General features: G+C 66.8%; 26 protein-coding genes and 1 tRNA gene. 17 read left to right on the top strand and 10 right to left on the bottom strand.

The window, feature by feature from the left end; genetic code table 11:
* Positions 1-13: 13 nt before the first annotated feature.
* The 3 genes from K7H93_RS13100 to K7H93_RS13090 all read right to left on the bottom strand — a co-directional run bounded on the left by K7H93_RS13100 (position 14) and on the right by K7H93_RS13090 (position 2,485).
* Positions 14-376 carry a hypothetical protein gene (locus tag K7H93_RS13100; RefSeq protein WP_010238700.1) on the bottom strand — a complete coding sequence of 121 codons (363 nt, stop codon included), beginning with the start codon at positions 374-376 and terminating at the stop codon, positions 14-16.
* A gap of 58 nt (positions 377-434) precedes the next feature.
* Entirely contained in the window at positions 435-659 is a 225-nt protein-coding gene (locus tag K7H93_RS13095) for a hypothetical protein (RefSeq protein WP_040378988.1), read from the bottom strand.
* Positions 660-868: 209 nt separating this feature from the next.
* The gene (locus K7H93_RS13090; RefSeq protein ID WP_230783993.1) at positions 869-2,485 is read right to left on the bottom strand and encodes a phosphoenolpyruvate carboxykinase; all 1,617 of its coding nucleotides are present in this window, start codon (positions 2,483-2,485) and stop codon (positions 869-871) included.
* A gap of 255 nt (positions 2,486-2,740) precedes the next feature.
* Between K7H93_RS13090 and K7H93_RS13085 the strand changes: the two genes are divergently transcribed.
* From K7H93_RS13085 to K7H93_RS13060, 6 genes are all read left to right on the top strand, one after another.
* A complete protein-coding gene (locus tag K7H93_RS13085; RefSeq protein WP_248284972.1) occupies positions 2,741-3,526 on the top strand; it encodes a response regulator transcription factor in 786 nt (261 codons plus the stop codon).
* 32 nt (positions 3,527-3,558) lie between these two features.
* Entirely contained in the window at positions 3,559-5,148 is a 1,590-nt protein-coding gene (locus K7H93_RS13080; protein WP_230783992.1) for a stimulus-sensing domain-containing protein, read from the top strand.
* Positions 5,149-5,239: 91 nt separating this feature from the next.
* Complete coding sequence (rapZ, locus tag K7H93_RS13075) at positions 5,240-6,139, top strand: RNase adapter RapZ (RefSeq protein WP_230783991.1); 900 nt, start codon at positions 5,240-5,242, stop codon at positions 6,137-6,139.
* A gap of 61 nt (positions 6,140-6,200) precedes the next feature.
* Positions 6,201-6,629 carry a PTS sugar transporter subunit IIA gene (locus tag K7H93_RS13070; protein WP_010238710.1) on the top strand — a complete coding sequence of 143 codons (429 nt, stop codon included), beginning with the start codon at positions 6,201-6,203 and terminating at the stop codon, positions 6,627-6,629.
* Positions 6,626-6,904 (top strand): HPr family phosphocarrier protein, encoded by a 279-nt coding sequence (locus K7H93_RS13065; RefSeq protein ID WP_230783990.1) that lies wholly within the window; start codon positions 6,626-6,628, stop codon positions 6,902-6,904. The genes K7H93_RS13070 and K7H93_RS13065 overlap by 4 nt, the downstream gene beginning before the upstream one ends.
* Before the next feature lie 31 nt (positions 6,905-6,935).
* Positions 6,936-7,739 carry a TrmH family RNA methyltransferase gene (locus tag K7H93_RS13060; protein WP_230783989.1) on the top strand — a complete coding sequence of 268 codons (804 nt, stop codon included), beginning with the start codon at positions 6,936-6,938 and terminating at the stop codon, positions 7,737-7,739.
* Between the two features lie 299 nt (positions 7,740-8,038).
* Here K7H93_RS13060 and K7H93_RS13055 read toward each other — a convergent pair whose 3' ends face one another.
* Positions 8,039-8,734: a hypothetical protein gene (locus K7H93_RS13055; RefSeq protein WP_230783988.1), complete on the bottom strand. Its 696-nt coding sequence runs from the start codon at positions 8,732-8,734 to the stop codon at positions 8,039-8,041.
* A 140-nt stretch (positions 8,735-8,874) separates the two neighbouring features.
* A complete protein-coding gene (locus K7H93_RS13050) occupies positions 8,875-10,341 on the bottom strand; it encodes a DNA recombination protein RmuC (RefSeq protein WP_230783987.1) in 1,467 nt (488 codons plus the stop codon).
* Positions 10,342-10,436: 95 nt separating this feature from the next.
* On the opposite strand from K7H93_RS13050, the gene K7H93_RS13045 reads away from it, so the two are divergent.
* Entirely contained in the window at positions 10,437-10,835 is a 399-nt protein-coding gene (locus K7H93_RS13045; protein ID WP_054524771.1) for a four-helix bundle copper-binding protein, read from the top strand.
* Between the two features lie 121 nt (positions 10,836-10,956).
* Here the strand turns inward: K7H93_RS13045 and def are convergent, their stop codons facing one another.
* Positions 10,957-11,529 (bottom strand): peptide deformylase, encoded by a 573-nt coding sequence (gene def / locus K7H93_RS13040; RefSeq protein WP_230783986.1) that lies wholly within the window; start codon positions 11,527-11,529, stop codon positions 10,957-10,959.
* A gap of 39 nt (positions 11,530-11,568) precedes the next feature.
* Positions 11,569-12,162: a recombination mediator RecR gene (gene recR, locus K7H93_RS13035; protein ID WP_230783985.1), complete on the bottom strand. Its 594-nt coding sequence runs from the start codon at positions 12,160-12,162 to the stop codon at positions 11,569-11,571.
* Positions 12,163-12,215: 53 nt separating this feature from the next.
* On the opposite strand from recR, the gene fmt reads away from it, so the two are divergent.
* From fmt to K7H93_RS13015, 4 genes are all read left to right on the top strand, one after another.
* Entirely contained in the window at positions 12,216-13,136 is a 921-nt protein-coding gene (gene fmt / locus K7H93_RS13030; RefSeq protein WP_230783984.1) for a methionyl-tRNA formyltransferase, read from the top strand.
* Between the two features lie 84 nt (positions 13,137-13,220).
* The gene (locus K7H93_RS13025) at positions 13,221-13,718 is read left to right on the top strand and encodes a hypothetical protein (protein WP_230783983.1); all 498 of its coding nucleotides are present in this window, start codon (positions 13,221-13,223) and stop codon (positions 13,716-13,718) included.
* A gap of 39 nt (positions 13,719-13,757) precedes the next feature.
* Positions 13,758-14,534 carry a tRNA pseudouridine(38-40) synthase TruA gene (gene truA / locus K7H93_RS13020; RefSeq protein ID WP_230783982.1) on the top strand — a complete coding sequence of 259 codons (777 nt, stop codon included), beginning with the start codon at positions 13,758-13,760 and terminating at the stop codon, positions 14,532-14,534.
* A 63-nt stretch (positions 14,535-14,597) separates the two neighbouring features.
* Positions 14,598-15,710, top strand: coding sequence for a zinc-binding dehydrogenase (locus tag K7H93_RS13015; protein ID WP_230783981.1), 1,113 nt, complete (start codon positions 14,598-14,600; stop codon positions 15,708-15,710).
* 84 nt (positions 15,711-15,794) lie between these two features.
* Here K7H93_RS13015 and K7H93_RS13010 read toward each other — a convergent pair whose 3' ends face one another.
* Positions 15,795-16,772 (bottom strand): asparaginase, encoded by a 978-nt coding sequence (locus tag K7H93_RS13010; protein WP_230783980.1) that lies wholly within the window; start codon positions 16,770-16,772, stop codon positions 15,795-15,797.
* Between the two features lie 99 nt (positions 16,773-16,871).
* Here K7H93_RS13010 and K7H93_RS13005 point away from each other — a divergent pair.
* A tRNA-Val gene (locus K7H93_RS13005) sits at positions 16,872-16,947 on the top strand.
* 55 nt (positions 16,948-17,002) lie between these two features.
* Positions 17,003-18,226: an FAD-dependent oxidoreductase gene (locus tag K7H93_RS13000; RefSeq protein ID WP_230783979.1), complete on the top strand. Its 1,224-nt coding sequence runs from the start codon at positions 17,003-17,005 to the stop codon at positions 18,224-18,226.
* Between the two features lie 12 nt (positions 18,227-18,238).
* Here K7H93_RS13000 and K7H93_RS12995 read toward each other — a convergent pair whose 3' ends face one another.
* The gene (locus K7H93_RS12995; protein WP_230783978.1) at positions 18,239-18,814 is read right to left on the bottom strand and encodes a TlpA family protein disulfide reductase; all 576 of its coding nucleotides are present in this window, start codon (positions 18,812-18,814) and stop codon (positions 18,239-18,241) included.
* Here K7H93_RS12995 and argH point away from each other — a divergent pair.
* The 4 genes from argH to K7H93_RS12975 are packed head-to-tail and all read left to right on the top strand — an operon-like array spanning position 18,798 to position 22,546.
* Entirely contained in the window at positions 18,798-20,222 is a 1,425-nt protein-coding gene (gene argH / locus K7H93_RS12990; protein ID WP_230783977.1) for an argininosuccinate lyase, read from the top strand. The two genes, K7H93_RS12995 and argH, sit on opposite strands and share 17 nt — an antisense overlap.
* Before the next feature lie 11 nt (positions 20,223-20,233).
* Complete coding sequence (gene lptM / locus K7H93_RS12985; protein ID WP_010238758.1) at positions 20,234-20,482, top strand: LPS translocon maturation chaperone LptM; 249 nt, start codon at positions 20,234-20,236, stop codon at positions 20,480-20,482.
* A 31-nt stretch (positions 20,483-20,513) separates the two neighbouring features.
* Complete coding sequence (lysA, locus tag K7H93_RS12980) at positions 20,514-21,773, top strand: diaminopimelate decarboxylase (protein ID WP_230783976.1); 1,260 nt, start codon at positions 20,514-20,516, stop codon at positions 21,771-21,773.
* Positions 21,761-22,546 carry a precorrin-2 dehydrogenase/sirohydrochlorin ferrochelatase family protein gene (locus tag K7H93_RS12975; protein ID WP_230783975.1) on the top strand — a complete coding sequence of 262 codons (786 nt, stop codon included), beginning with the start codon at positions 21,761-21,763 and terminating at the stop codon, positions 22,544-22,546. The genes lysA and K7H93_RS12975 overlap by 13 nt, the downstream gene beginning before the upstream one ends.
* Here K7H93_RS12975 and K7H93_RS12970 read toward each other — a convergent pair.
* The gene (locus tag K7H93_RS12970; RefSeq protein WP_230783974.1) at positions 22,543-23,598 is read right to left on the bottom strand and encodes a helix-turn-helix domain-containing protein; all 1,056 of its coding nucleotides are present in this window, start codon (positions 23,596-23,598) and stop codon (positions 22,543-22,545) included. The genes K7H93_RS12975 and K7H93_RS12970 overlap by 4 nt on opposite strands.
* Between the last annotated feature and the right edge of the window lie 30 nt (positions 23,599-23,628).

The following is a 23,628-nucleotide window of genomic DNA, read 5'->3' as shown; positions in this document are numbered from 1 at the left end:
TGCGCCGCGCCGGTCACCTTTTGCCGAAGAACTTGCCCGCCATCCCGGTGATATCGTCGATCACGTCGCCATCGCCGTCCATGTCGAGCATCTTGAGAATGCTCGCCGCCTGTGGATGCTCCTGCAACTGGCGGGCATACTCGCCGAGCGAGCCTTCACCGCCGATCTGCTGGACGATCTGGCTGAGGATGCCGGTGTCCATCCCGGTCTTCGCCGCTGCCAGATCGACCGTATCGCCGGGCTTGGTATGCGCCTGACTGAGCGCCGCGATCGCCTTTTCCGCCATCACCGGATCGATGCCCAGCTTGTCGGCCAGGTTGACCACATCGTCCGGCGCGCCGCCGGTGCTTTTGAGAATCGAATCGAACAGGCTCATCAACAGCTCCTTCGTTCAGCAATACGAACCGCGTAACTAGCGCGGCTAGATGTCGAATTTAGGGCCGCGAGGCGTGCGACGGCCTGCTGATTATCCAGAGCCCCTTGTCGGCGCGCGATCGCTTTACTCGGCAAAGCGGCTCGGCATCGGCGGAGATGTCGATCTCGCGCCCGTCGATCGTTTCCGCGAGCCAGAACACGAATGCCCCGTCGCCCTTCTCGTACTCGCGGGTTTCCTCCGCGTGAGTATCATCCGCAGCAAAGCGGAGGCGGTAACGGGTCATTGTGCGCAGGCCTTTCGCCACATCTTCGGTCTCGCGATCTGCGTGGGAGATGTAACGGACTACGCTGACCGGCGGCTTGAAGAACCCAAACTAACTTCCAGTAATTTCATCGGTTTTCACGCCGATCCAGCTGAAAAAATCAGGGCCCCGCTCCGGCTTTCACCGTGCGGGGCCCCTCCTCTCCAACCGGGAAAGTCGTGTGCCTGCGGTCAGGCGACCTGGCGGGCGGGCTGCGGCGCAGCGTCGCGCACGCCCTGGTCGACATGGGCGGCGAAGGGTTCGAAATTGTTGACGAACAGCTGGACCAGCTTTTCTGCGGTCGCGTCGTATTCGTCCTTGTCGGCCCAGGTCGAACGCGGGTCGAGGATCGTCTGGTCGATGCCCTTTTCGGCCAGCGCGGGCACGCTCACCGGCACGTCGAAGCCGAAATTGGCGTCCTTGCGATATTTTACATCGTCGAGCTTGCCTTCCAGCGCGGCGTTGAGCAGCGCGCGGGTCGCCTTGATCGGCATCCGCGAGCCGACGCCGTACTTGCCGCCGGTCCAGCCGGTGTTGAGCAGCCAGCACTGGACCTCGCCCTTGGCGATCCGTTCCTTGAGCAGGTTGCCGTACACGCTCGGATGGCGCGGCATGAAGGGCGCGCCGAAGCAGGTGGAGAAGGTCGCTTCAGGCTCGGTGACGCCGATTTCTGTGCCGGCTACCTTGGCGGTGTAGCCCGACAGGAAGTGGTACATCGCCTGATCGGGCGTCAGCCGCGCGATCGGAGGAAGCACGCCGAAGGCATCGGCGGTCAGCATGATCACGTTGCTCGGCACCGGGCCGAGGTTCTTCTCGCTGGTATTGGGGATCGAGCTGAGCGGATAAGCGCCGCGCGTGTTCTCGGCGAGCGAGTTGTCGTCGAGGTCGATCTCGCCGTTCTCGTCCATCACCACGTTTTCGAGGACGGTGCCCTCCATCTGCGTGGTGGCGAAAATCTCGGGCTCCGCTTCGGGGTTGAGGCGGATCATCTTGGCGTAGCAGCCGCCTTCGAAGTTGAAGACCGCATCGTCCGACCAGCCATGCTCGTCATCGCCGATCAGCGTGCGGCTGGCATCGGCGGACAGCGTCGTCTTGCCGGTGCCGGACAGGCCGAAGAAGACCGCGGTCTTGCCGTCGGGGCCGATATTGGCCGAACAGTGCATCGGCATCACGCCCTTGGGCGGGAGCAGGTAGTTGAGCACGCCGAACACGCTCTTCTTCATCTCGCCCGCATATTTCGTACCGCCGATCAGGATCAGCTTTTCCGAAAGATTGACCGCGATCACGGTTTCGCTGCGGCAGCCGTGGCGTTCGGGGTCGGCCTTGAAGCTGGGCAGGTCGATAATCGTGTATTCGGGGGCAAAATCGGCCAGCTCTTCTGCGGTCGGGCGGACCAGCAGGGTGCGGATGAACTGGTTGTGCCAGGCGAGTTCGTTGATCACCCGCACATTCACCCGATACTCGGGCTGCGAACCGCCGAACAGGTCAGCGACATACAGCGCGTCCTTGTCGCCCAGCGCGGCGAAGAAATCTTCCTTCAGCGCGGCGAAGTGATCGGGCGTCATCGACGCGTTGTTGTCCCACCACACGGTGCTCTCGGTCTCACCGTCGCGGACGATGAACTTGTCCTTCGCGCTGCGTCCGGTGTGCTTGCCGGTCTCGACCACCAGCGGCCCGTGCTTGGCCTTGCGTCCCTCGCCATTGGTCAGCGCATGCTCGGTCAACTGCGCGGAATCGAGGTTGGCGTGGATGGTGGCACTGGTCGTGATACCCTGGTCGGCAAGGGTGTGGGACAAAGCTGCGGGCACGGCGGCCGTTCTCCTGAATGATACAATGATCGCGCGGCTGGCGGATCGCCGTCAAACCGGGCCGTCAAACCGGACGACTGCAGTCGATGCATACGAATGCAGGGTCTGGACGAGAATGCGCATAATCCCGCTTGCCCGACTCGTCAAACCGGGCGTCCGCGCATCATCAATCGGTGCACCATCGCCTGCCGGTGCGTTGTGGATAGAGCACACACACGCTATTTCCGGCGCGAGAAGAGGAAACTGGTGCCCGGCATGGACCCGCAGACACATCCCCGCGAAACCCACAGCGGCGCATCCGCCCCCGCCACCGCGGCCGGAGGGCGCCGGGTCGTCGCGCTGGTCGACGATGATCGCAATATCCTGACCACGGTCTCGATCGCGCTGCAGGCCGAAGGGTTCGAAACGCGCGTCTATTCCGATGGCGAGACTGCGCTGCGCGCGCTGACCGACAATCCCCCCGACCTTGCCGTGTTCGACATCAAGATGCCGCGGATGGACGGGATGGAACTGCTCGCCAAGCTGCGCGAACGATCCGCCCTCCCGGTCATCTTCCTGACCAGCAAGGATGACGAGCGGGACGAGGAAGCCGGCTTCCAGATGGGCGCGGACGATTACATCTCCAAACCCTTCTCGCTGCGCCTGCTGGTCGCGCGCATCCGCGCGATCCTGCGCCGCAGCGGGCTGGAAGACGCCGCCCCGGAGGGCAGCGCCGACAGTCGGTTGAGCGAGGCGCGCGCCAGCTTCACCCGCGGGCGACTGACGATGGACCCGGCCCGCCATCAGGTGACGTGGGACGGCAAGCCGGTCTCGCTGACCGTGACGGAGTTCCTGCTGCTCGAAGCGCTCGCCCACCGTCCCGGGGTCATCAAGAGCCGCAACCAGCTGATGGACGCCGCCTATCCGGACGACGTCTTCGTCGACGACCGGACGGTGGACAGCCATATCAAGCGGATGCGCAGGAAATTCCGCCAGGTCGATTCGAGCTTCGGCGCGATCGAGACGCTGTACGGGGCCGGTTACAGCTTCAGCGATGGTTGATTCGCCAGTGCTGATTGCCATGACCAACCGTCATGGCTGACCGGGTCCGCGTGCGCCGCATCCCGCGCCCGCTGGAGCGGGTCAGCGTATTCTCGCGCCTGTCGCTCACCGCGCGCATCCTTGCGGTCAACATCCTCCCGCTGCTGCTGCTGGGCGGCGGGATCGTCTATCTCGATTCCTACCGCGCCCAGCTGCTCGACGAACGCTACAAGCTCGCCCGGATCGAGGCGCAGATCACCGCCGAGGCGCTGGCCGGGGCGACCCGCGCGCGGCAGGACGCGCTGCTGCTCCAGATCGGCAAGGAACAGGACATGCGGCTGCGCCTGTTCGATCCGGAGGGCAAGCTGATCGCCGACAGTTTCGAACTGGGCGAGCCGACCTTCACTCTCGACGACCCTACCGACGACCCGTTCGAGCTGCGCTTCGCCCGCTTTCTCGACCAAATCGTGGACACGGTCGTCAGCGCGCAGCCGGTGCCGCGCTATAACGAGCCCGAATCGAACAATGCCGATTCCTGGCCCGAACTGCAGCGCGCCCGCGAACTCGGCATCTCGCAGATCGAGCTGCGCCAGGCGGCGGACCGCACGCCCGTCATCACCGCAGCCGCTCCGGTGGGATTGCAGGGCACCACGCTGCTGACCACCCGCAACGCGGTCGACATTACCGAATCGGTCCGTCGGGCACGCTCGACGCTGGGCACGGGCGTGTTCGTGACGCTGGCGGCATCGATTTTGCTCTCCCTGTTCCTCGCGCGGACGATCGTGACGCCGCTGCAAACCCTCTCCAAGGCGGCCCAGCGCGTCCGGCTGGGGCGTGAGCGCGAAGTGCAGGTGCCGCGCCTGCCCGACCGGCGCGACGAGATCGGAATGCTCGCCCGCGCAGTCGCCGACATGACCGACGCGCTGCGCCACCGGATCGACGCGGTCGAGCATTTCGCGGCCGACGTGGCGCATGAGATCAAGAACCCGCTCGCCAGCCTGCGTAGCGCGACCGAGTCGCTCGGCACGGTGGAAGACCCTGCCCTGCGCGCCCAGCTACTCGACATCGCGATCCACGATGTCCGCCGGATCGACCGGCTGGTGACCGAGATTTCCGACGCCAGCCGGATCGATGCCGAAATGTCGCGCGCGACCTTCTCCATGGTCGATCTGACCGTGCTGGTCGGCAATATCATCGAGCGGCGGCGCAATCGCGGGCTCGACCAGGGGTGCGAGATCGCGTTCGAACATCCTCGCGGCAGCGCCCGCGTGGTCGGCGTGCCCGAACGGCTGGAACGGGTAGTCGACAATCTGGTCGACAATGCGGTCTCCTTCTCGCCCGCAGGCGGCACGATCCGGATCGTGATCGCGCGGCAGGACGACACGCTGTCGCTGATGGTGATGGATTCGGGTCCCGGGATCCCACCCGAAGCCCGTGACAAGATCTTCGAGCGATTCCATTCCGACCGGCCCGAAAAAGAAGATTTCGGCCATCACAGCGGCTTGGGCCTCGCCATCGCGCGGACCATCGCCGAAGCGCACGAAGGGACGATGCGCGCAGCCGATCGGCCCGATGGTGAACCCGGCGCCTGTCTGGCCCTGACGCTCCCCCTCGCGCCGGAGGATGACTCGCCGACTGGCTAGGCGCGCGCATTAGGCCTTATCCCGCGCTATAATACGCGTTAGGCGATAGGCCCGCGCCAGGTGGCGCCCCGCAACGGACACAGTAGCGCGCATGAGCGAACCGCAGAAACTGATGCTGGTCACCGGAATGTCCGGCGCGGGCAAGACGACGACCCTGCGCGTGCTGGAGGATCTCGGCTGGGAGGCGGTCGACAACTTCCCCGTCCGCCTGCTGCGCCCGCTGGTGCGCGAAGTGCTCGCCGGGGAAGACCGGGTGCCGCTGGCAATCGGGTTCGACACGCGGACCCGCGGGTTCGAGCCGCAGGCCGTCATCGAGATCGTCAAAAGCCTGCAAGAGCGCGAGGACCTGGCCCTCTCGACCCTGTTCATCGATTGCCGCAGCTCCGAGCTCGAGCGCCGCTACAACGAGACGCGTCGCCGCCATCCGCTAGCCAATGGCCGCACCGCACTCGACGGCATTCTCGCCGAGCGCGACCTGCTCGAACCCCTGCGTCGCTGGGCCGACATGCTGGTCGACACCAGCCAGCTGGCGACCAACGAGCTGCAGCAATTCGTCCGCCAGAACTTCGGCACCGATGGCGCACCGCAAATCGCGGTGACCGTGTCCAGCTTCGGCTTCGCCCGGGGGATGCCGCCGCTGGCCGATCTGGTGTTCGACATGCGCTTCCTCGACAATCCGCACTGGGTCGAGGATCTGCGCGAGCAGACCGGGCTGGACGAGGATGTCGCCAACTTCCTCCACCAGACCGACGGATTCGAGGACAACTTCACCCGCATCCGCGAGCTGCTGATGGACCTGCTGCCCCGATACGGCGCGCAGGGCAAAAGCTATGTCCACATCGCATTCGGCTGCACCGGGGGGCGTCACCGGTCGGTCTACACGGCGGAGCGGATGGCCGCTGCGCTGCGCGATGCGGGCTATTCGCCCACGATCAGCCACCGCAATCTGGCGAGCAGGGCGACCGATACTGTGGAAATGCAGACCGCATGAGGCACCCCGGCGTTCTCGTTGGGCCTTGCCTTGGGCGTGTGTGCTTATAGACACGGGCACCATGATTGGCCTTATCCTGGTGACACATGGACAGCTCGCGCGCGAATTCGTAGCAGCGATGGAGCATGTCGTCGGCCCGCAGGACGCGATCTCCTCGGTCTGCATCGGTCCACAGGACGATGCCGAGGAATGCCGCGCCCAGATTCGCGACCAGATCGGCGAGGTCGATCGCGGTGAAGGCGTGATCATCCTGACCGACCTGTTCGGCGGCACACCGTCCAACCTCGCGATCTCGCTGCTCGAGGAAGGGCGGGTCGAGGTGATCGCCGGGATCAATCTGCCGATGCTGATCCGGCTGGCGCGGGCTCGCGAGGCGATGCCGGTGGCAGAGGCGGTGCGCGCGGCACGCGATGCGGGCCGCAACTACATCACCATCGCTTCGGAATTCCTCGCCCGGCCGAGCGACGAGATCAAGGCGGCGGGCAAATGAACGAGCTGCGCAAGACCATCACCATCGTCAACCAGCGCGGCCTGCACGCGCGGGCCAGCGCCAAGCTGGTCGAGGTGACCACCCGCTGGCCCGAGGCGACGGAGATCCAGGTCGCCAAGGACGGGCGCGCGGTCGACGGGCGTTCGATTCTCGACCTGATGATGCTGGGCGCGGCGCGCGGGGACGAGATCGAGCTGATCGTCGCGGGCGAGGATGCCGAGGCGGCGATGGCCGAGATCGCCCAGCTGGTCGAAACCGGTTTCGGCGAGGAGTAGGCGCGCGCGCCTCCCCTCCCTCCCATCCGTCATGCCCCGTCGCGAGATCACCAGCTATTCCAACCCCACGATCAAGGCTCTGCGTTCGCTGCGGGAGAAGAAGCACCGCCAGCGCGAACAGCGCTTCCTCGCCGAAGGGCTGCGCCTGCTGACCGATGCGCGCGAATCGGGCCGCGTGCCCGAGGTGCTGGTGATGGCCAGCAAGCGCGATCCCCATCCGCTGATCGACGCGCTCGAACGCGCGGTTGAGGCGGCGGGCGGCGACGTAATCGAGACCACGCCCGACATTCTTTCCAAGATCACCGGCAAGGACAATCCGCAGGCGGTCGCGGGCGCGTTTGCCGAGTGGGATACCTCGCTCGACCGGATCGACCGAGACGCCGCGCCGATCTGGCTGGTCGCGCAGGCGCTGCGCGATCCCGGCAACCTCGGCACGATGCTGCGGACCGCCGATGCGGTGGGCGCCGGCGGGCTGATCCTGATCGACGATTGCGCCGATCCCTTCGGCGTCGAGGCCGTGCGCGCGAGCATGGGCGCGATCTTTACGCAAAATCTGGCCCGCGCGCGGTGGGAGGACTTCCTGCCGTGGCTGCGTCAAGGACCGGGCCAGCTGGTCGCGGCAAGTTTGCGCGAGGCGGTGCCCTATCGCGGCGCGCCCTACGCGAGCCCATGCTTCGTGATGGTCGGCAACGAATCGCAGGGCCTGCCCGAAGCCTACGAGACGGCGTGCGACCTGCGCGTGACCATGCCGATGCGCGGACGTGCCGACAGCCTCAACGCTGCGGTGGCCGCCGCAGTGCTCGCCTACGAGGTGCTCGCCAGCCTCGAGGAATGACAGGGTGACACGTGCCACCCGGCTCTGGCGGCGACATTCTCCAAGAGAAACAAAGCCCTACTGCGCGCAAATTGCGCCAGGGTGAAAGATGCGCGTTTTAGGCGCGCGGAGGAAGCCAACGATTGCAAAGAGCAATCACGGTGTAGCTGACGCGTGAGGTGTAGGAAAACCGCGTAGCTTCTCGCCACGCCCGTCATCCCGGGCTCGACCCGGGATCCCGCTTCTACCCCAGCAGCGTTTGGAGAAGCACCACCCCGGATCGGGGGCCGGGGTGACGGTGGAGGCTGATCCGCGCCCGATCAGTCGCCCGCAACGAAGGCGGTGATCGTCCATTTCCCGTCGATCCGGTTCACGGCAATGCGGTAGTCGACGATGCTGCGCAGCGCATGGTCGGCGATATAGCCCGCGGCACCATCCTGCGTGGTCACGGCCTGATAGCCGGTCTGCCGGTCCGTCGGCTCTTCGGGCCCGTCGACGTACTGGTCGTCATACCGAACCAGCGCCCAGTCCCAGCTGATCCGCTCCATCACGCGCGCGTCCTCGGCAGGGGCGAAGCGCAGCGGCACGTCGACCCCGGTGACGATCACGGTCTCGAACACCTCTCCGCCGAAGGTCCTGGTGAAATACCATGGGAAGGCGATGTAATCCGTGTCCTGCGCGGCATCCTCGCCGATACCGCAGCCCAGCCGCACCGCATCGGCAAGGTCGCGCCAGCTGTTATAGGCCCCGGCATCGAGCCGCTTGCGCAGCTCCTCCACGCCCGAGCCACCACCGAAATCGAGCGTCACGTTCCGGTCGGTCAGAGCGATCAGCGCATCGGCATCGCGCAAGGTAATCGCGCGCTCCAGCCGCTGGTGAAACTCGGCATAGCCGGGCAGCCCGGTACATTCGTCACGCGGCGCGAGCGGACCGGGGCCTTCCCCTGCCGCCGCAGTCTGCGCGATCGCAGGTGCTGCCGCGAGGCCCACAGCAAGCAGCCCGGTCAGGATATTCATCGCCAACGCCCGCATACAACCTCCCCACTCAAACGCCCACGTCATCCCGGGCTTTGACCCGTGATCGGGCTTCTTCGGTGCCGCGCTAAAAGCAGCACCACCCCGGATCAAGTCCGGGGCGACGGGGTAGCAGGCTCTGCCTATTCCGCCGCGTTGCGCGCATCTTCCAGGCGCTTGCCCTCGCCTTCATCCTCCAGCGCCGCGACATCTTCCGACGTATAGGTTGGCGTCTCGGCGATCTGCGGGATTTCCTCGATCTCGCGCTTGCCGATCTCAATGCCCTTTTCTGACAGGCGACGACCGGCGGAGAGGACGTTGCGCTCGAACGACCCGACGAACTTGTTGTAGTTCTTAACCGCGCTTTCGAGCCCGCCGCCGACGCGCTTCATATGCTCGGCCGCGATGGCGAGGCGGTCATAGAGTTCGCCGCCAGCCTTGCCGATTTCCATCGCTTCCTTGGCGATCGTGTCCTGCCGCCAGACCTGCGCCACGGTCCGCGCGATCGCCACGAGGTTTGTAGGTGTGGCGAGCAAAACCTTGTTGCGGAAGGCGAAATCCCACAACTCGGGATCGGCGTCGAGCGCGGCGGCGACGAAATGCTCACCCGGCACGAACATCACCACATAGTCGGGCGCGTCGTCGAACTGGCTCTGGTAGCTCTTCGAGCCCAGCGTCTGCACATGGCCGCGCATCGACTTTGCGTGCAGGTCCAGATGCCGCTTGCGCTCCCCCTCGTCCTCCGCCTCGAACGCGGCCTGGTAGGCATTCAATGAGACCTTGGCGTCGATCACCAGCTTCTTCGAGCCTGGCACGTTGACGATCGCGTCGGGCCGCAGCCGGCCCTCCGCCGTCTCCAGCGATTGTTCGAGGTTGAAGTCCGTGTGTTCGGACAGCCCGCACTGTTCCAGCACGTTCTGCAACGCCCGCTCGCCCCAGCGGCCCCGCGCCTTGGGCGCGTTGGTGAGCGAATTGCCCAGCCGCTGCGCCTCGCGCCGGACTTCCTCCTGCCCGAGCCGCATCTGCTCGATCTGCGCGGCGAGCGAGGAGAAGGCATTGGTGCGCTTTTCCTCCAGCGCGGCGACCTGATCCTCGTACTTCTTGAGCCGATCGCCCACCGGCGCGAGCAGCGCGCGGATCTTTTCCTCGGAGGATTTCTCCGAATGGCCGAACCGTTCGTTCGCGCGCTCCAGAAACGCCTCCTGCGCCTTGCTCAGCACCGCCGACCCGGTGTTCTGGAATTCCTTGAGCAATTCCTCGCGCGCTTCGACCAGCAGGCGCTTCTGCTCGTCGAAATTGGCGGTCTTCTCTTTCAGGGTCGCGAGTTCGGAGGACAGCGCACCATTGGCCCGCCGTGCCTCTTCCAGCACGGTCTCGTGCCGCGCGCGGGTTTCCTTCAGCTCGGCCTCCAGCGCATCCACCCGCGCGCCCTTCTCGCCCGCCGCCTCGAGCTCGGCATAGGCGCGCAGGTACTTGGCGTCGGTCTCCTTCGCCTCCCGCTCGCTCTCGGCCAGCCGCGTCTTCAGCTCGGCTGCCGGCCGGCCACCGAGATACCACCCGACGCCTAGCCCGATGAGCAGCGCCACGACACCCAGAATCGCATATTCCATGACCGGAACATAGCTGGAACGACGCCGCGCGCCAAGCCGCCGCGGGAACTATCCCCCGCCCGTTCCGCTCCCTTAGCAGAGAAGGAGAAAAGCCGATGTCGATCAAGGAAATGATCAGCGAGCACCCGTCCGTCGGGGCCGATTACAACGAACAGCTGGCCGAGGCGGTGAAGCACGCGATGTATTGCGCGGCGATCTGCAATTCGTGCGTCGACGCGTGCAATGCGGAAGAAGGCGACATGTCCGAATGCATCCGCAAATGCTCGGACTGCTCGGATATCTGCCAGGCGGTCAGCACGGTCGCGGCGCGGCGCACGCATGGCAACACGGCAGTGATCAAGTCGCTGCTCGAAGCGTGCATCCTCGCCTGCAAGGTCTGCGCGGAAGAATGCGCCAAGCACGACGATCCGCACTGCAAGCGCTGCGAAAAGATGTGCCGCGAGTGCATGGAAGACTGCGTCAAGGCGCTGCAGGGCATGGTTGCGGCGGCGTAAGCCCGACAAAGAGAACCCGTCGCCCCGGACTTGATCCGGGGGACGGGTTCCTAAAAGCAAACCGCCAGAAGGCAGCCTCGCGCCGGATCAAGTCCGGGGCGACGTTTAATGTGGGGGGTGATTAAGCCGCGACCCGCAGCTTATTCAGCTTCTTGAGCGCCATCTGGCGCTTGAGGCGGCTGAGATGGTCGATGAACAGGATGCCTTCGAGGTGGTCCATCTCGTGCTGGATGCAGGTGGCGAGCAGGCCCTCCATCGCCTCGGTATGTTCTTTGCCGTCGAGATCTTTCCACCGCACCGTGCAGGTCGCCGGGCGATCGACGTCGGCGTAGATGTCGGGGACCGAGAGGCAGCCTTCCTGATAGGTCGCCAGTTCCTCGTTCGGGTCGAGGATTTCCGGGTTGATGAACACCCGCGGCTCTTTCTTGGTCGCCGGGTGGGTGTGTTTGTGCCCGTCATGGTCGCACTCGATCGGCTCGGCGTCCGGGTCTTCGGGCTGCAGGTCGATCACGAGGATGCGCTTGGGCACGCCGACCTGGATCGCCGCAAGGCCGATGCCATGCGCGGCGTACATCGTCTCGAACATGTCGTCGACGAGGGTGCGCAGATCGTCGTCGAACTCGCCCGCTTCGACGGGCTGGGAGACGGTTTTCAGCCGGGGGTCCGGCACTTCAAGGATTTCGCGGATAGCCATAAGGGCCAGATAAGCGCGCTTCGCCCCGCTATCAAGCGGTTAGCCGAGCGGCCTGCGCGCTCTGAGCGCCTGCGCCAAGGTTCCCTCGTCGAGATAGTCCAGCTCTCCGCCCACCGGCAGGCCATGCGCCAGTTGGGTGATGCGCACGGGGAAATCCTCCAGCCGCTCGGCGAGGTAATGCGCGGTGGTCTGCCCTTCGAGCGTGGCGTTCATCGCCAGCACGACCTCGTCGACGCCTGCTTCGACCCGCGCAAGCAGGCCAGGGATCGCGAGATCTTCGGGCCGCACGCCGTCGAGCGCGGAGAGACGCCCGCCGAGCACGTGGAACGTGCCCGAGAACAGCTTCGCCCGGTCGAGCGCCCACAGGTCCGCCACGTCCTCGACCACGCAGATCGACTTCGCATCGCGTCGCGGATCGGAGCAGATGCCGCAGGGGTCGCGCGTATCTACATTGCCGCAGATGCGGCATTCCTCCAGCGTGTCCTGCACCGCCAGCAACGCGTCGAGCAGCGCGGGCAGCGCGGTTTCGCGCTTCTTGACCAGATGCAGCACCGCGCGCCGCGCCGAACGCGGGCCCAGCCCGGGGAGCCTAGCGAGCGCGGATGCCAGTGTCTCGATCTCTTGCGATGCCATGGGGTGACAGATAGGGCGAGCATCCCTCCACAGCAAAGGTCGCCGCACAGCTTATGCGCATCGTCTTCATGGGAACGCCGGATTTCGCGGTGCCGACGCTGGAAGCGCTGGTCCATGCCGCGCACGAGGTGGTGTGCGTCTACACCCAGCCGCCGCGTAAAGCCGGGCGCGGTAAGAAGCTCCAGCCGACCCCCGTGCATCAGGCGGCCGAACGCCTCGGGATCGAGGTGCGCCATCCTGCCTCGCTGAAATCGCAGGAGGAGAAGGACGCCTTCGCCGCGCTCCATGCCGATGTCGGCGTGGTCGCGGCCTATGGCCTGATCCTGCCGCAGGCGGTGCTCGATGCGCCGACGCACGGCTGCCTCAATGTCCACGCCAGCATCCTGCCCCGCTGGCGGGGTGCTGCGCCGATCCAGCGCGCCATTCTGGCGGGCGATATCGGCACCGGGGTCACCATTATGCAAATGGAGGCCGGGCTGGACACCGGGCCGATGCTTGCCACCATCCGCACCCCGATCGACCGCAAGACCGCAGGCGACCTGACCGACGAACTGGCCGAGAAGGGCGCGCAGCTGATGGTCGGCACTTTGCGCGAACTCTCCAAGCACATCCCGGTCGCGCAGGATGATGCGGAAGCGACCCATGCGCCCAAGATCGACAAGGCGGAGGCGCGGCTCGACTGGACGCAGGACGCGGTTCAGGTGGAACGGCAGGTGCGCGCCTTCGCCCCGTGGCCGGGTGCTTTCTTCGAACATGAGGGTGCCGAGGGGATGGAACGCGTGAAGGTTCTCTCGGCAGAAATCGCGGAGGGGTCCGGCGACCCCGGCACCGTGCTGGACGACGCGCTCACCGTGGCCTGCGGCAGCGGCGCGCTGCGGCTCACCCGCGTGCAGCGGGCGGGCAAGCCGGCGATGGACACCGCCGATTTCCAGCGCGGGCGCGCGATCGGCAAGGGCGCGCAGCTGGGTTCATGACAATGCCCGTTAGGCCCTTGGCCCGCGATTGACTTCGCCCCGCGATCGGGAAACGTCGCCCCACCATTCACTGGGGAGACGGGTATGACACGGGCGCTGGCAATCACGATCGGTGCGGGCATGATCGCAGCCGGCACGGCGCTGGCGGCGTGCGGCGCAGCGGAACCCGGCGAGGCGGCCGGCGATAGCTTGCCAAGCGTCTCCTCTGCGGCCCCTGCCGATGGTTCCGACGGGCTGATCACCTGCGCCATGCCCGATTTCGACGGCAAGACCGGCCTGACCGTGACCGAGCGCTTCATCCTGATCGATGGCCAGCCGAAGCGCTATTCCGATTTCAACAACCAGGCCTTCGATCTTTGCCAGGCGGGGCAGGATAATTGCGCGCTCAAAATCGAAAACGGCGTCATCCGGATGGACTGGACCAGCGCGAACGGCACACGGTCACGCTATGATGTCGATCTGGGCACGCTCGACATTGCCGCCTACACCACGAAGGCCGGCGAGGCGGAGCGCGCGGTCGCTTTTCAGGAAGGCGCGAAATGCGTGCGTGAGCCGCTGCCCGAGGGTCTTCTGGTCATGTGACGGGTTGCCTCGCCGCGATCTGTCCCTAGCAGGGGCGCCATGGCCCCGACCCGCTATGCCCTGACTCTCGAATTCGACGGCACGCCCTTCTTCGGCCTCCAGCGCCAGAAGGACGGGCCGAGCGTGCAGCAGGCGGTGGAGGAAGCGGCGCAGGCGGTCACCGGGCAGCAGGTCACACTGCACAGCGCAGGGCGCACCGATACTGGCGTCCACGCGATCGCCATGCGCAGCCATTTCGATGTCGAGAGCAAGCTGACGCCGTTTCGCATGGGCGAGGCGATCAACGCGCATCTGCGCCCTGCCCCCATTGCAGTGACGCATTGCGAGGTCGTGCCGGAAGACTGGCACGCACGCTTCAGCTGCATCGGTCGCCGCTACCTCTATCGCATCATCAACCGCCGCGCCCCGCTGACGCTGGAGAAGAACCGCGCGTGGCTGGTCTCGCCCGAGTGCGACGCGGAGGCGATGCACCGCGCGGCGCAGAGCCTTGTCGGCCATCACGATTTCACCACGTTCCGCTCGGTCCATTGCCAGGCGGCGAGCCCGGTCAAGACGCTCGACCGGCTGGATGTGAGCAGGCATGGCGAGGAGATCCGCATCCACGTCGCCGCGCGCAGCTTCCTGCATCATCAGGTGCGCAGCATGGTCGGCTGCCTCGCGCTGGTCGGCATGGGGCGCTGGAACGAAGGCCGTATCGCGCAGGTTCTGGAAGCGAAAGACCGGCAGGAACTGGGCCTCAACGCGCCATCGCACGGGCTCTATTTCGTCGAAGCCGTCTATCCCGACGAACGTGCTGCCGACGAACGCAGCGATTAGGTTGCACACTGCAACTTCAGTGCTAGGTCGGCGACGAAAAACATTCACAAGGAGAGCGACCCCATGACCACCACCGGCAAACAGATCTTCACCACGCTGGAAAGCGACGGCACGCTGACCGTCGAAGTCGCGACCAGCGAATTCCCCGAGCCCAAGGGCAATCAGGTGCTGGTGAAAATGGAAGCCGCGCCGATCAACCCGAGCGATCTTGCCCTGCTGTTTGGCCAGGCGGACCTCGAGAATGCGGATTATTCCGAGGGCAAGATCGTCGCCAAGATGCCCGAGCCGTTCAATTCGGGCTCCAAGGGCCGCCACGGCCAGCGCATGCCGGTCGGCAATGAAGGCGCGGGCGAAGTGATAGCAACCGGCGATTCCGATGCGGCAAAGGCCCTGATGGGCAAGCGCGTCTCCTGCGTGCCCGGCACCGCCTACGCCGAATATGCCATCGCCGATGCCAATATGTGCCTGCCGCTGGGCGACATTTCGTCGAAGGACGGCGCCTCCGCCTTCGTCAACCCGATGACCGCGCTCGGCTTCGTCGAGACCGCGAAGATGGAAGGCTTCAAGGCGATCGTGCACACCGCCGCCGCGTCCAACCTCGGCCAGATGCTCGTGCGCATTTGTCAGGAAGACGAGATGGAGCTGGTGAACATCGTGCGCCGGCAGGAACAGGTCGATGTGCTGAAGGGCCTGGGTGCCAAGCATATCGTCAATTCGTCCGACGACGATTTCATGAAACAGCTGCGCAACGCTATCGACGAGACCGACGCCTTCATCGGCTTCGATCCGATCGGCGGGGGCAAAGCGGTCGACAATGCCTTCAAGGCGATGGAGCAGGTCGCGGTCGGCAAGATGACCGAATACAGCCGCTACGGGTCGAACCAGCAGAAGAAGATGTACATCTACGGCCGGCTCGACCTCAGCCCGACCGTGCTGACCCCGTCCTACGGCTTTGGCTGGACGCTGTCGGGCTGGCTGCTGTTCCCCTTCATGCAGAGCGCGGGCAAGGAAACCGTGGCCCGCATGCGCAAGCGCGTGCTGGAGAACCTGACCACCACCTTCAAGAGCGAGTACACGAAGGAAGTGACGCTCGAAGGCATGCTGGAGAAGGACGCGGTGCTGCAATACCGCCAGATGCGCACCGGCGAGAAGTATCTGGTTACCCCGCACGGGTAATCCGCAACTGCTGGGTGGGGGTGTGCAACGCCGATGTTGCAGCCCCCACCCCCAACCCGCTGCCCCAAAGGGAGGGAACTGAGCCTAGCGCCCGTCGAAGTGGCGCTGCGCCTCTGCTGGCTCGGTAATCCCGTTGGCGATCAGCAGCGCGGTCAGCAGCCGCGCCTTGGGCGGGGCGAGCGCGCGCGAGGCGACGAAGCCGTTGGCATCGTCCTGTGGCTCGCGATCGACCAGCCCTTCGTCGGTCCGGCTGGCACGCACCACCAGGCATCCGCGCCGGGCATGCTCCACCGATATCTGCCGCACGGGATCGGGCATGTTGCCCTCCCCAAGCCCGGAAACGACGATCCCCGCCGGATTGTCGGCTAGCTGGCGCGCGGCGGCGGTTGCGGTCATCCCCGCATAGACCGCCAGAATCGGCACGTCGGGCAGCGGCAGGAAGCGCAGAGATGCGTCATCCCCCACCCGCCACGGCGCCCCGAACCAGTCGAGCCGCGAGGGCGTGACGATCGCGACCGATTCGCGCGGGAAGCCGCGAAACGCCTCGGTCGCGCGGGTCTGCGCCTTGCGCACGTCGCGCGCGGAATGGACACGGTCGCCCATCACCACCAGCACCCCGCGTCCCGCAGCATCCGGATCGCCCGCGACCCGCACCGCATTGGCGAAATTGCGCATCCCGTCGTATCCGACCGCGTCGGCGGGCCGCATCGCGCCGACCAGCACGACCGGCTTGGTGCTGGGCAATGTCAGGTCGAGCAGGAAGGCGGTCTCCTCCGCCGTATCGGTTCCATGGGTGACGATGACCGCGTCGACGCCGTCGTCGCGCATCGCATGGTCGATTTCCGCATGAAGGCGCGACCAGATCGAGGCGTCGATGTCTTCCGATCCGATATTGGCGATCTGCCGCCCGGTGAAATCGGCCGCGACACCCAGGCCGCTGGCCTGCCTCAGATAGTCCTCAATCCCGATCTGGCCGGGTCGATAATCGGCGCGCATGGCGTCGCCGGCCTGGCCTGCGATGGTGCCACCTGTGGCAAGGACGAGGATACGGGGAAGCGTCATGAAAGCCGCCCTAACCTGCCCGCACATGCTTTCAATCGAATTTCTGGCAATTGATTTTCAAGTTTGGGCCGCTAGATAGCGGCCCTCCCGAATGTGATCGGGCGATTAGCTCAGTTGGTAGAGCGCTTCGTTTACACCGAAGATGTCGGCAGTTCGAGCCTGTCATCGCCCACCATTCCTTTTCCGGCCATCCCTTGCCCATACCGCACCGACGCGGCAATCGGGCGGCGATGAGCCATTTCGACATCGCGATTGCCGGGTGCGGACCGGCGGGCCTCGCCGCTGCGCTGCTGCTGCATCGGCAGGGGCACCGGGTCACATTGTTCGAGCGATTCGATCAGCCGCGTCCGATCGGATCGGGGCTGATGATCCAGCCGAGCGGGCTGGCGGTGCTCGATGCGCTGGGCCTTGCGCCCGACATCCTCGCCCACGGCGCGTCGATCCGCGCGCTCCACGGGCTCAACCATCAGGGAGATGTCGCGCTGGATGCGCGCTATGCCGATCTCGGCGTGGCGGGAGCGTGCGGGATCGGGATCCACCGGGGCAGCCTGTTCGCCCTGCTTTTCCGCTCCGCGCAGGCCGAGGGGATCGCCATCGAGACCGGCTTCCCCGTTGCCGCCACGGGTATCGAGGCAAGCGGCCGGACGCTGACCTGCGACGACGGGCGCACCACCCGCGCGTTCGATCTGGTGGTCGATGCACTGGGCACCTCCTCCCCCCTCGCCCCGCCGTGCGGCGAATGGCTCGCCTTCGGGGCGCTGTGGACGACGCTGGACTGGCCCGCCGATGCTCCGTTCGATGCAGGCCTGCTCGAACAGCGATACACCCACGCGCAGCAGATGGCGGGCGTGCTGCCCACCGGAGTGCGGGTGGAGGGCGAGCGGCGCGAACTCTCCTTCTTCTGGTCGCTCAAGGCGAGCGCATACGAAGCATGGTGCGAGGCCGGGCTCGATGCGTGGAAGACGCAGGTCTGCGCGCTGTGGCCGGATTGCGAGGGGCTGCTGGCACACATTACCGAGCCCGAACAGCTGACCTTCGCCCGCTACGCCCATCGCCGCGTGCCCGAACCTGTGGGCGAGCGGCTGATCCACATCGGCGATGCCTGGCACTCGGCCAGCCCGCAGCTGGGGCAAGGCGCGAACATGGCGCTGCTCGACGCCTTTGCGCTCGCGCGCGGCATCGCCTCGCACGGCGATCTGCAGGAGCGCCTCGCCCATGCAGCGCGGCTGCGCAGCCGGCATGTGAAGCTCTATCAGGCGCTCACCTGGGCGGCGACGCCGCTCTACCAGTCGGACAAGGCGTGGCACGCGCTGTTGCGCGACTTTCTACTCACCCCGTTGGGCCGCGAGCCGCCGGGGCCGCGAATTCGGGCACGGCTGGTCGCCGGGCTGGTCGGCAATCCGCTCGCCCCGCTGGGCCTCGCCGTGCCCGATTACGAAGCGCTCGCACGTTAGCGGCCCGTGCGTTCAGGGCGTATCGACGACCTGCTGAACCGCCTCGCGCGCCGGCTCGCTCGACCAGTCCAGCTCGCCGGTAACCCGCCACACCTCCTGCCCGCTGCGATCGTACATCACGGTTGTCGGCAGCGTCGCCGCACCGATCGCCTCGCCCAGCGCGAGCTGCGGATCGATCCACGGTGGCAGGCTGTTGATATCGTTCTTCTCGAAGAATGCAGTGATCTTGGCCGGATCGCCCATGTCCTGGCTGATCGTGACCACGTTGAGCTCGTCCTCGTAATCCGCCGCCAGCTGGTCGAGCATCGGCATTTCCTTGACGCACGGCGCGCACCAGGTGGCCCACAGGTTCATCAGCACCGGGCGCCCCTGAAGAGCGCCCAGATTGAGCACCGCGCCTTCGGGGTCGACCATGTTGGCGGCGGGCATCAGGTCGCCCGCATGGCTCCGGTCGATCTCGCCGGGCTTCGCCTCTTTGCCAGCCTCGGTCTGCGCCGCACTCTCTTGCGGGGCCGGGTCGGCCTCCCTATCGCACCCGCTCAGGATCAGGACGATGGCGAGCGCAGGCAAAATGGCAGAACGGGACACGGATACCTCCAGCGCAGGGCGCGGCAACGCGATGTGGGGCGGCCGCTTCGCCGACGGGCCTAGTGCCATCATGCGCGAAATCAATGCCTCGATTCCCTTCGACAAGGCGCTCTGGCGGCAGGATATCGCGGGCAGCCGCGCGCATGTGAGCATGCTGGCCGCACAGGGCATCCTGTCGCAGGAAGATGCGAACACCATCGACGACGGCCTCCAGACCATCGCCGCCGAGTACGAGCGGGATGGCGTGCCCGAGAACTGGGATCTGGAAGACATCCACATGACCGTGGAATCGCGGTTGACCGAACTGGTCGGCCCGGTCGCGGGCCGCCTGCACACCGCGCGCAGCCGCAACGACCAGGTCGCGACCGATTTCAAGCTGTGGACCCGCGAGGCGATCGAGGAGACCGACGCCGGGCTCGCTTTGGTGCAGGCCGCGCTGGTCATGCGCGCGGAGCAGCACGCAGCCGACATCATGCCCGGCTTCACCCATCTGCAGGCCGCACAACCGGTCACTCTGGGGCATCACCTGATGGCCTATTACGAGATGCTGCGGCGCGACCGGATGCGCTTTGCAGCCGCAAAGGAGCGGCTCGACGAATGCCCGCTGGGTGCCGCCGCGCTGGCGGGCACCGGGTTCGACCTCGACCGTGAGGCGACCGCAAAGGCGCTGGGCTTCGCACGCCCCACCGCCAACAGCCTCGACACCGTGTCCGATCGCGACTTCGCGATGGATTACCTGCACGCGGCCAGCATCGCGAGCATCCACCTCTCGCGCCTCGCCGAAGAGATCATCATCTGGGCAAGCCAGCCCTTCGGATTCATCCGCCTGCCCGATTCGCTCTCGACCGGCAGCTCGATCATGCCGCAGAAGAAGAACCCCGACGCTGCCGAACTGGTGCGCGGGCACGCGGGCCGGATCATCGGCGCGGCGACCGCGCTTTCAATCACCATGAAGGGCCTGCCGCTGGCCTATGCGAAGGACATGCAGGACGACAAGCCGCCGGTGTTCGAGACGCACGGCCTGCTGGTGCTCTCACTGGCGAGCATGGAAGGGATGATCGCGGGTGCTGAGTTCAACACCGAGCGGATGCTCGCGCTGGCGGGCAGCGGCCATGCGACCGCGACCGACCTGGCCGACTGGCTGGTGCGCGAGGCGGGTGTGCCCTTCCGCGAGGCGCATCACATCACCGGCGCTGCGGTGGCGCGGGCCGATGCAAAGGGCTGCGCGCTGGGCGAGCTGACGCAGGACGATCTTGCCGCGATCGATGCGCGGGTGACGCCGGAAGCGCTCGCCAACCTCACGCTCGAAGGATCGGTCGCCTCGCGCCGCAGCTATGGCGGAACCGCGCCCGATCGGGTACGCCAGCAGGTGACCGAGGCGCGCCGCGCGCTCGGCCTCGACAGTTGAAGCGAAACACCATGCGCATCCGCCTCGCCCTCGTGCTCACCGCCGTTCTCCCGCTCGCGCTGTCCGCCTGCGGCCAGCGGGCCGCCTTGCAGCCGCCGCCGGGCGAAACCCTGCCGCCTGCGCCTTATGGCAGCGACCAGCGACTGACTGCGGAAGAGCTGCTCGAACCCGATGTGATCGCACAGCCGATCCGCGATACCGAGCTGCGCACCCGCTCCGAAGAGCGCGAGGACGATCCTTTCGACCTGCCCCCCGAATAGGGCGAACCCGAGTTAGGCCGAACCAAGTACGATGGACCATTTCAAGCTGACCGACGGCATCCTCCACGCCGAGGATGTGCCCCTGCCCACAATCGCGCAGGAGGTTGGGACCCCCGTCTACGTCTATTCGCGCGCCACGCTGGAACGCCATGCGCGCGTGTTTCGCGAAGGGTTGGGCGAACTCGACAACCCGCTGATCCTGTTCGCGGTCAAAGCCAACCCCAACCTTGCGGTGCTGCGCGTGTTGCAGCGTGAAGGCTTCGGCGCGGACGTGGTTTCGGGCGGGGAACTGCGCCGCGCGCTCGCCGCCGGGATGACGCCGGACAAGATCGTGTTTTCGGGCGTAGGCAAGACCCGCGCCGAGCTGGAGCTTGGCCTCGACACCGGTATCGCGCAGTTCAACATTGAATCGCGCGAGGAAGGCCGCGAACTGGCCGAGCTGGCCGCCGCGCGGGGCGAGAAGGCGCGCTGCGCGCTGCGGATCAACCCCGATGTCGACGCGGGCACGCACGAGAAGATCAGCACCGGCAAGGCGGACAACAAGTTCGGCGTACCGCTGCACCACGCGGGCGAGGCCTTTGCCGAACTGGGCGCGCTGCCCGGTCTCGCGCTTGAAGGCCTCGCGATCCATATCGGCAGCCAGCTGGCCGATCTCGCGCCGCTGGAAACCGCCTTCGGGAAGATCGGCACGCTGCTCGGCCAGCTGCGCGAGGCGGGCCACACGATCACCCGGGTCGATCTGGGCGGCGGACTGGGCGTGCCCTACCGGGCGGGCGAGAGCTTCCCCAGCCCCGCCGATTACGGCGCGATGGTCGCGCGCGTGACCCGCGACTGGGGCGTACAGCTGGTGTTCGAGCCGGGTCGCGTGATCGCGGGCAATGCCGGCGTGCTGCTGACCCGCGTGGTCCGGGTGAAGCGCGGGCTCAACAATCCCTTCGTGATCGTCGATGCGGCGATGAACGATCTTGCCAGGCCTGCCCTGTACGGTGCGTGGCACGATTTCGAGCCGGTCGCCCAGACCGAGGAGCGGATGACCGCCAACATCGTCGGCCCGATCTGCGAGACCGGTGACACCTTCGCCACCAACCGCGACTGTCCCGCGCTGGTCGCGGGCGATCTGGCGGTGTTCCGCACAGCCGGGGCCTACGGCGCGACCATGGCATCCTCGTACAATTCGCGCGGCTTCGTGCCCGAAGTGCTGGTCAGCGGGAGCGACTTCGCCGTCGTCGCCGACCGGATCGATGCGGGTGCGATCATGGATGCGGAGCGCGTGCCGGAATGGCTGGACTGATCGCTTCGCTGCCGCTGTTCCACCAGGTTGCGGGCAGCCGCATCGTGGTGGTCGGCAGCGGACCGATGGCGGAGGCGAAGCGCCGGCTGGTCGAACGCGCGGGCGCGGTCGCCGTGGGTGAGGCGGAGGCGCATCATGCCTCGCTGGCGTTCGTCGCGCTGGAGGATGCGGGAGAGGCTGCGGCGGCGCGTCAGCGGCTCAAGGCGAAGGGCCTGCTGGTCAACGTCGCGGACAAGCCCGACCTGTGCGATTTCACCACGCCGAGCATTCTCGACCGCGATCCGCTGCTGATCGCGATCGGCACCGGCGGGGCCTCCGCCGGTCTTGCCAAGCATATCCGCCTGCGGCTCGAAGCGATCCTGCCGCAGCGGCTTGGCGAACTCGCGCGGGCGCTGGCAAGCGGGCGCGATACTCTGCGCGCGAAGCTGCCCGATGGCGACGCACGCCGCCGCGCGGTGGACGCGGCACTGCGGCCCGGTGGCACGCTCGACCCGCTGGACGAAGGCTCTGCCGGGAGGGTCGAGGACTGGTTGAGCAATCCCGCTACCGATGCACCGGCGCGGCTGGAGAGGATCGCGCTCGTCAGCGACGATCCCGAAGACCTCACCCTGCGGCAGGCGCGCTGGCTGGGCGAAGCGGATGCGATCTATCACGACGCGGACGTGCCGCCCGCGATCCTCGCCCGCGCCCGCGCCGATGCCGCGCGCCATCCGCTGGACACCGCCCCCGATCGCCCTGTGGAGGGCTTTGCGGTCATTCTCACGCGAGACTAGATTCCGGCGCAGTCGCACGCGCCGGTGGCGTCGAAATAGCGGGCCATCGCCTCCACCGCGCCATCGCTGAGCGCGATGAATGCGCGTCGTCGGTCGACCAGATCTTCCTCGCGGCGGAGCAGGCCCTGCCGCGTCATCTGCGCGATCCAGCGCAGCGCAGTGGTCGGCGGCACACCGCTGGCGATGCACAGAGAGGTGACCGAGACGCGCCGCCCCTCCGCCCGTGCGGCCGTCAGATCGAGCAGGATGTCCCACGCCGGGTCCGCGAACAGCTCCGCCTCGAAGAACCGCGCGCGCGCCTGCCGCTTGCGGATCAGTGCGCGGATTCGGCGCGGATCGGGCAGGCCGGGCACCGGCGAGGGCGCATCGGCCTCCCGCCCGCGCTGGCGATGCTCGCGCAGGTTCCCGGTTGCCTCCTGCCCCGTGCCGAAGGCGAAGGCGGCGCTGCCATCGCGCGGTACGTCGTCGCTTGCCATCAACCCGTCGAGCTTCTCCGCCAGCAGGCTTACCCGCTCGACCAGCCGCATCACCGCCACCCGGTCTTCGGCAGAAAGGTCGCGCACCCGCGCCCCGGCCAACCGCGCCAGCGCCTCGCCGAAGGCGACCAGCCGCTCCCCCCGCCCCGGCTCGACCAGCAGCACCGGATCGCTTTCGCCCATCGCGACCATCACCGGTTCGAGCGCGCCGATCGTGGTCGCGACGATCAGCTGCCCGCCCGAGCGCGCAATCCGCGCATCCAGCCGCGCGAGCATGGCGAGCGTCGCCGCATCCGCGCCCGAGGCATCAACCGCGACCAGATCGCCCAGAGCGCGCGTCTTTTCATCATCCAGCGCGATCAGCCCTTCGGCCTGCGCCACGCGGAACCCGGCGAGCTGCGCATCGGCGCGCATCGCCTCGCGCACATGCGGGCGGTCGGCGAACAGCGAGATCGCGACCGGGAGTCCGCCACCATCCCTTGGCGCGTACGCAGGCCCGTCCGCGGGCGCATCGGCCGCCAGCGCGTAGCTGAGATCGGTATTGCTTCCGGCGGCACGCGACTCGGTGTGGAGCATCACTATTCCCTCTTTGTTCCACACGCATTC

The sequence above is a fragment of the Citromicrobium bathyomarinum genome, from assembly GCF_021021475.1.
In the GTDB taxonomy this organism is placed as follows: Bacteria; Pseudomonadota; Alphaproteobacteria; order Sphingomonadales; family Sphingomonadaceae; genus Alteriqipengyuania; species Alteriqipengyuania bathyomarina.
This window is presented reverse-complemented; position numbering and strand designations above follow the sequence as displayed.

What these genes read in the sequence shown, in the direction of transcription:
- K7H93_RS13100 (WP_010238700.1), bottom strand. Translation starts at nt 376, where the DNA reads ATGAGCCTGTTCGATTCGATTCTCAAAAGCACCGGCGGCGCGCCGGAC.
- K7H93_RS13095 (WP_040378988.1), bottom strand. Translation starts at nt 659, where the DNA reads ATGACCCGTTACCGCCTCCGCTTTGCTGCGGATGATACTCACGCGGAG.
- K7H93_RS13085 (WP_248284972.1), top strand. Translation starts at nt 2,741, where the DNA reads ATGGACCCGCAGACACATCCCCGCGAAACCCACAGCGGCGCATCCGCC.
- K7H93_RS13080 (WP_230783992.1), top strand. Translation starts at nt 3,559, where the DNA reads ATGGCTGACCGGGTCCGCGTGCGCCGCATCCCGCGCCCGCTGGAGCGG.
- rapZ (WP_230783991.1), top strand. Translation starts at nt 5,240, where the DNA reads ATGAGCGAACCGCAGAAACTGATGCTGGTCACCGGAATGTCCGGCGCG.
- K7H93_RS13070 (WP_010238710.1), top strand. Translation starts at nt 6,201, where the DNA reads ATGATTGGCCTTATCCTGGTGACACATGGACAGCTCGCGCGCGAATTC.
- K7H93_RS13065 (WP_230783990.1), top strand. Translation starts at nt 6,626, where the DNA reads ATGAACGAGCTGCGCAAGACCATCACCATCGTCAACCAGCGCGGCCTG.
- K7H93_RS13060 (WP_230783989.1), top strand. Translation starts at nt 6,936, where the DNA reads ATGCCCCGTCGCGAGATCACCAGCTATTCCAACCCCACGATCAAGGCT.
- K7H93_RS13055 (WP_230783988.1), bottom strand. Translation starts at nt 8,734, where the DNA reads ATGAATATCCTGACCGGGCTGCTTGCTGTGGGCCTCGCGGCAGCACCT.
- K7H93_RS13050 (WP_230783987.1), bottom strand. Translation starts at nt 10,341, where the DNA reads ATGGAATATGCGATTCTGGGTGTCGTGGCGCTGCTCATCGGGCTAGGC.
- K7H93_RS13045 (WP_054524771.1), top strand. Translation starts at nt 10,437, where the DNA reads ATGTCGATCAAGGAAATGATCAGCGAGCACCCGTCCGTCGGGGCCGAT.
- def (WP_230783986.1), bottom strand. Translation starts at nt 11,529, where the DNA reads ATGGCTATCCGCGAAATCCTTGAAGTGCCGGACCCCCGGCTGAAAACC.
- recR (WP_230783985.1), bottom strand. Translation starts at nt 12,162, where the DNA reads ATGGCATCGCAAGAGATCGAGACACTGGCATCCGCGCTCGCTAGGCTC.
- fmt (WP_230783984.1), top strand. Translation starts at nt 12,216, where the DNA reads ATGCGCATCGTCTTCATGGGAACGCCGGATTTCGCGGTGCCGACGCTG.
- K7H93_RS13025 (WP_230783983.1), top strand. Translation starts at nt 13,221, where the DNA reads ATGACACGGGCGCTGGCAATCACGATCGGTGCGGGCATGATCGCAGCC.
- truA (WP_230783982.1), top strand. Translation starts at nt 13,758, where the DNA reads ATGGCCCCGACCCGCTATGCCCTGACTCTCGAATTCGACGGCACGCCC.
- K7H93_RS13015 (WP_230783981.1), top strand. Translation starts at nt 14,598, where the DNA reads ATGACCACCACCGGCAAACAGATCTTCACCACGCTGGAAAGCGACGGC.
- K7H93_RS13010 (WP_230783980.1), bottom strand. Translation starts at nt 16,772, where the DNA reads ATGACGCTTCCCCGTATCCTCGTCCTTGCCACAGGTGGCACCATCGCA.
- K7H93_RS13000 (WP_230783979.1), top strand. Translation starts at nt 17,003, where the DNA reads ATGAGCCATTTCGACATCGCGATTGCCGGGTGCGGACCGGCGGGCCTC.
- argH (WP_230783977.1), top strand. Translation starts at nt 18,798, where the DNA reads ATGGCAGAACGGGACACGGATACCTCCAGCGCAGGGCGCGGCAACGCG.
- lptM (WP_010238758.1), top strand. Translation starts at nt 20,234, where the DNA reads ATGCGCATCCGCCTCGCCCTCGTGCTCACCGCCGTTCTCCCGCTCGCG.
- lysA (WP_230783976.1), top strand. Translation starts at nt 20,514, where the DNA reads ATGGACCATTTCAAGCTGACCGACGGCATCCTCCACGCCGAGGATGTG.
- K7H93_RS12975 (WP_230783975.1), top strand. Translation starts at nt 21,761, where the DNA reads ATGGCTGGACTGATCGCTTCGCTGCCGCTGTTCCACCAGGTTGCGGGC.
- K7H93_RS12970 (WP_230783974.1), bottom strand. Translation starts at nt 23,598, where the DNA reads ATGCTCCACACCGAGTCGCGTGCCGCCGGAAGCAATACCGATCTCAGC.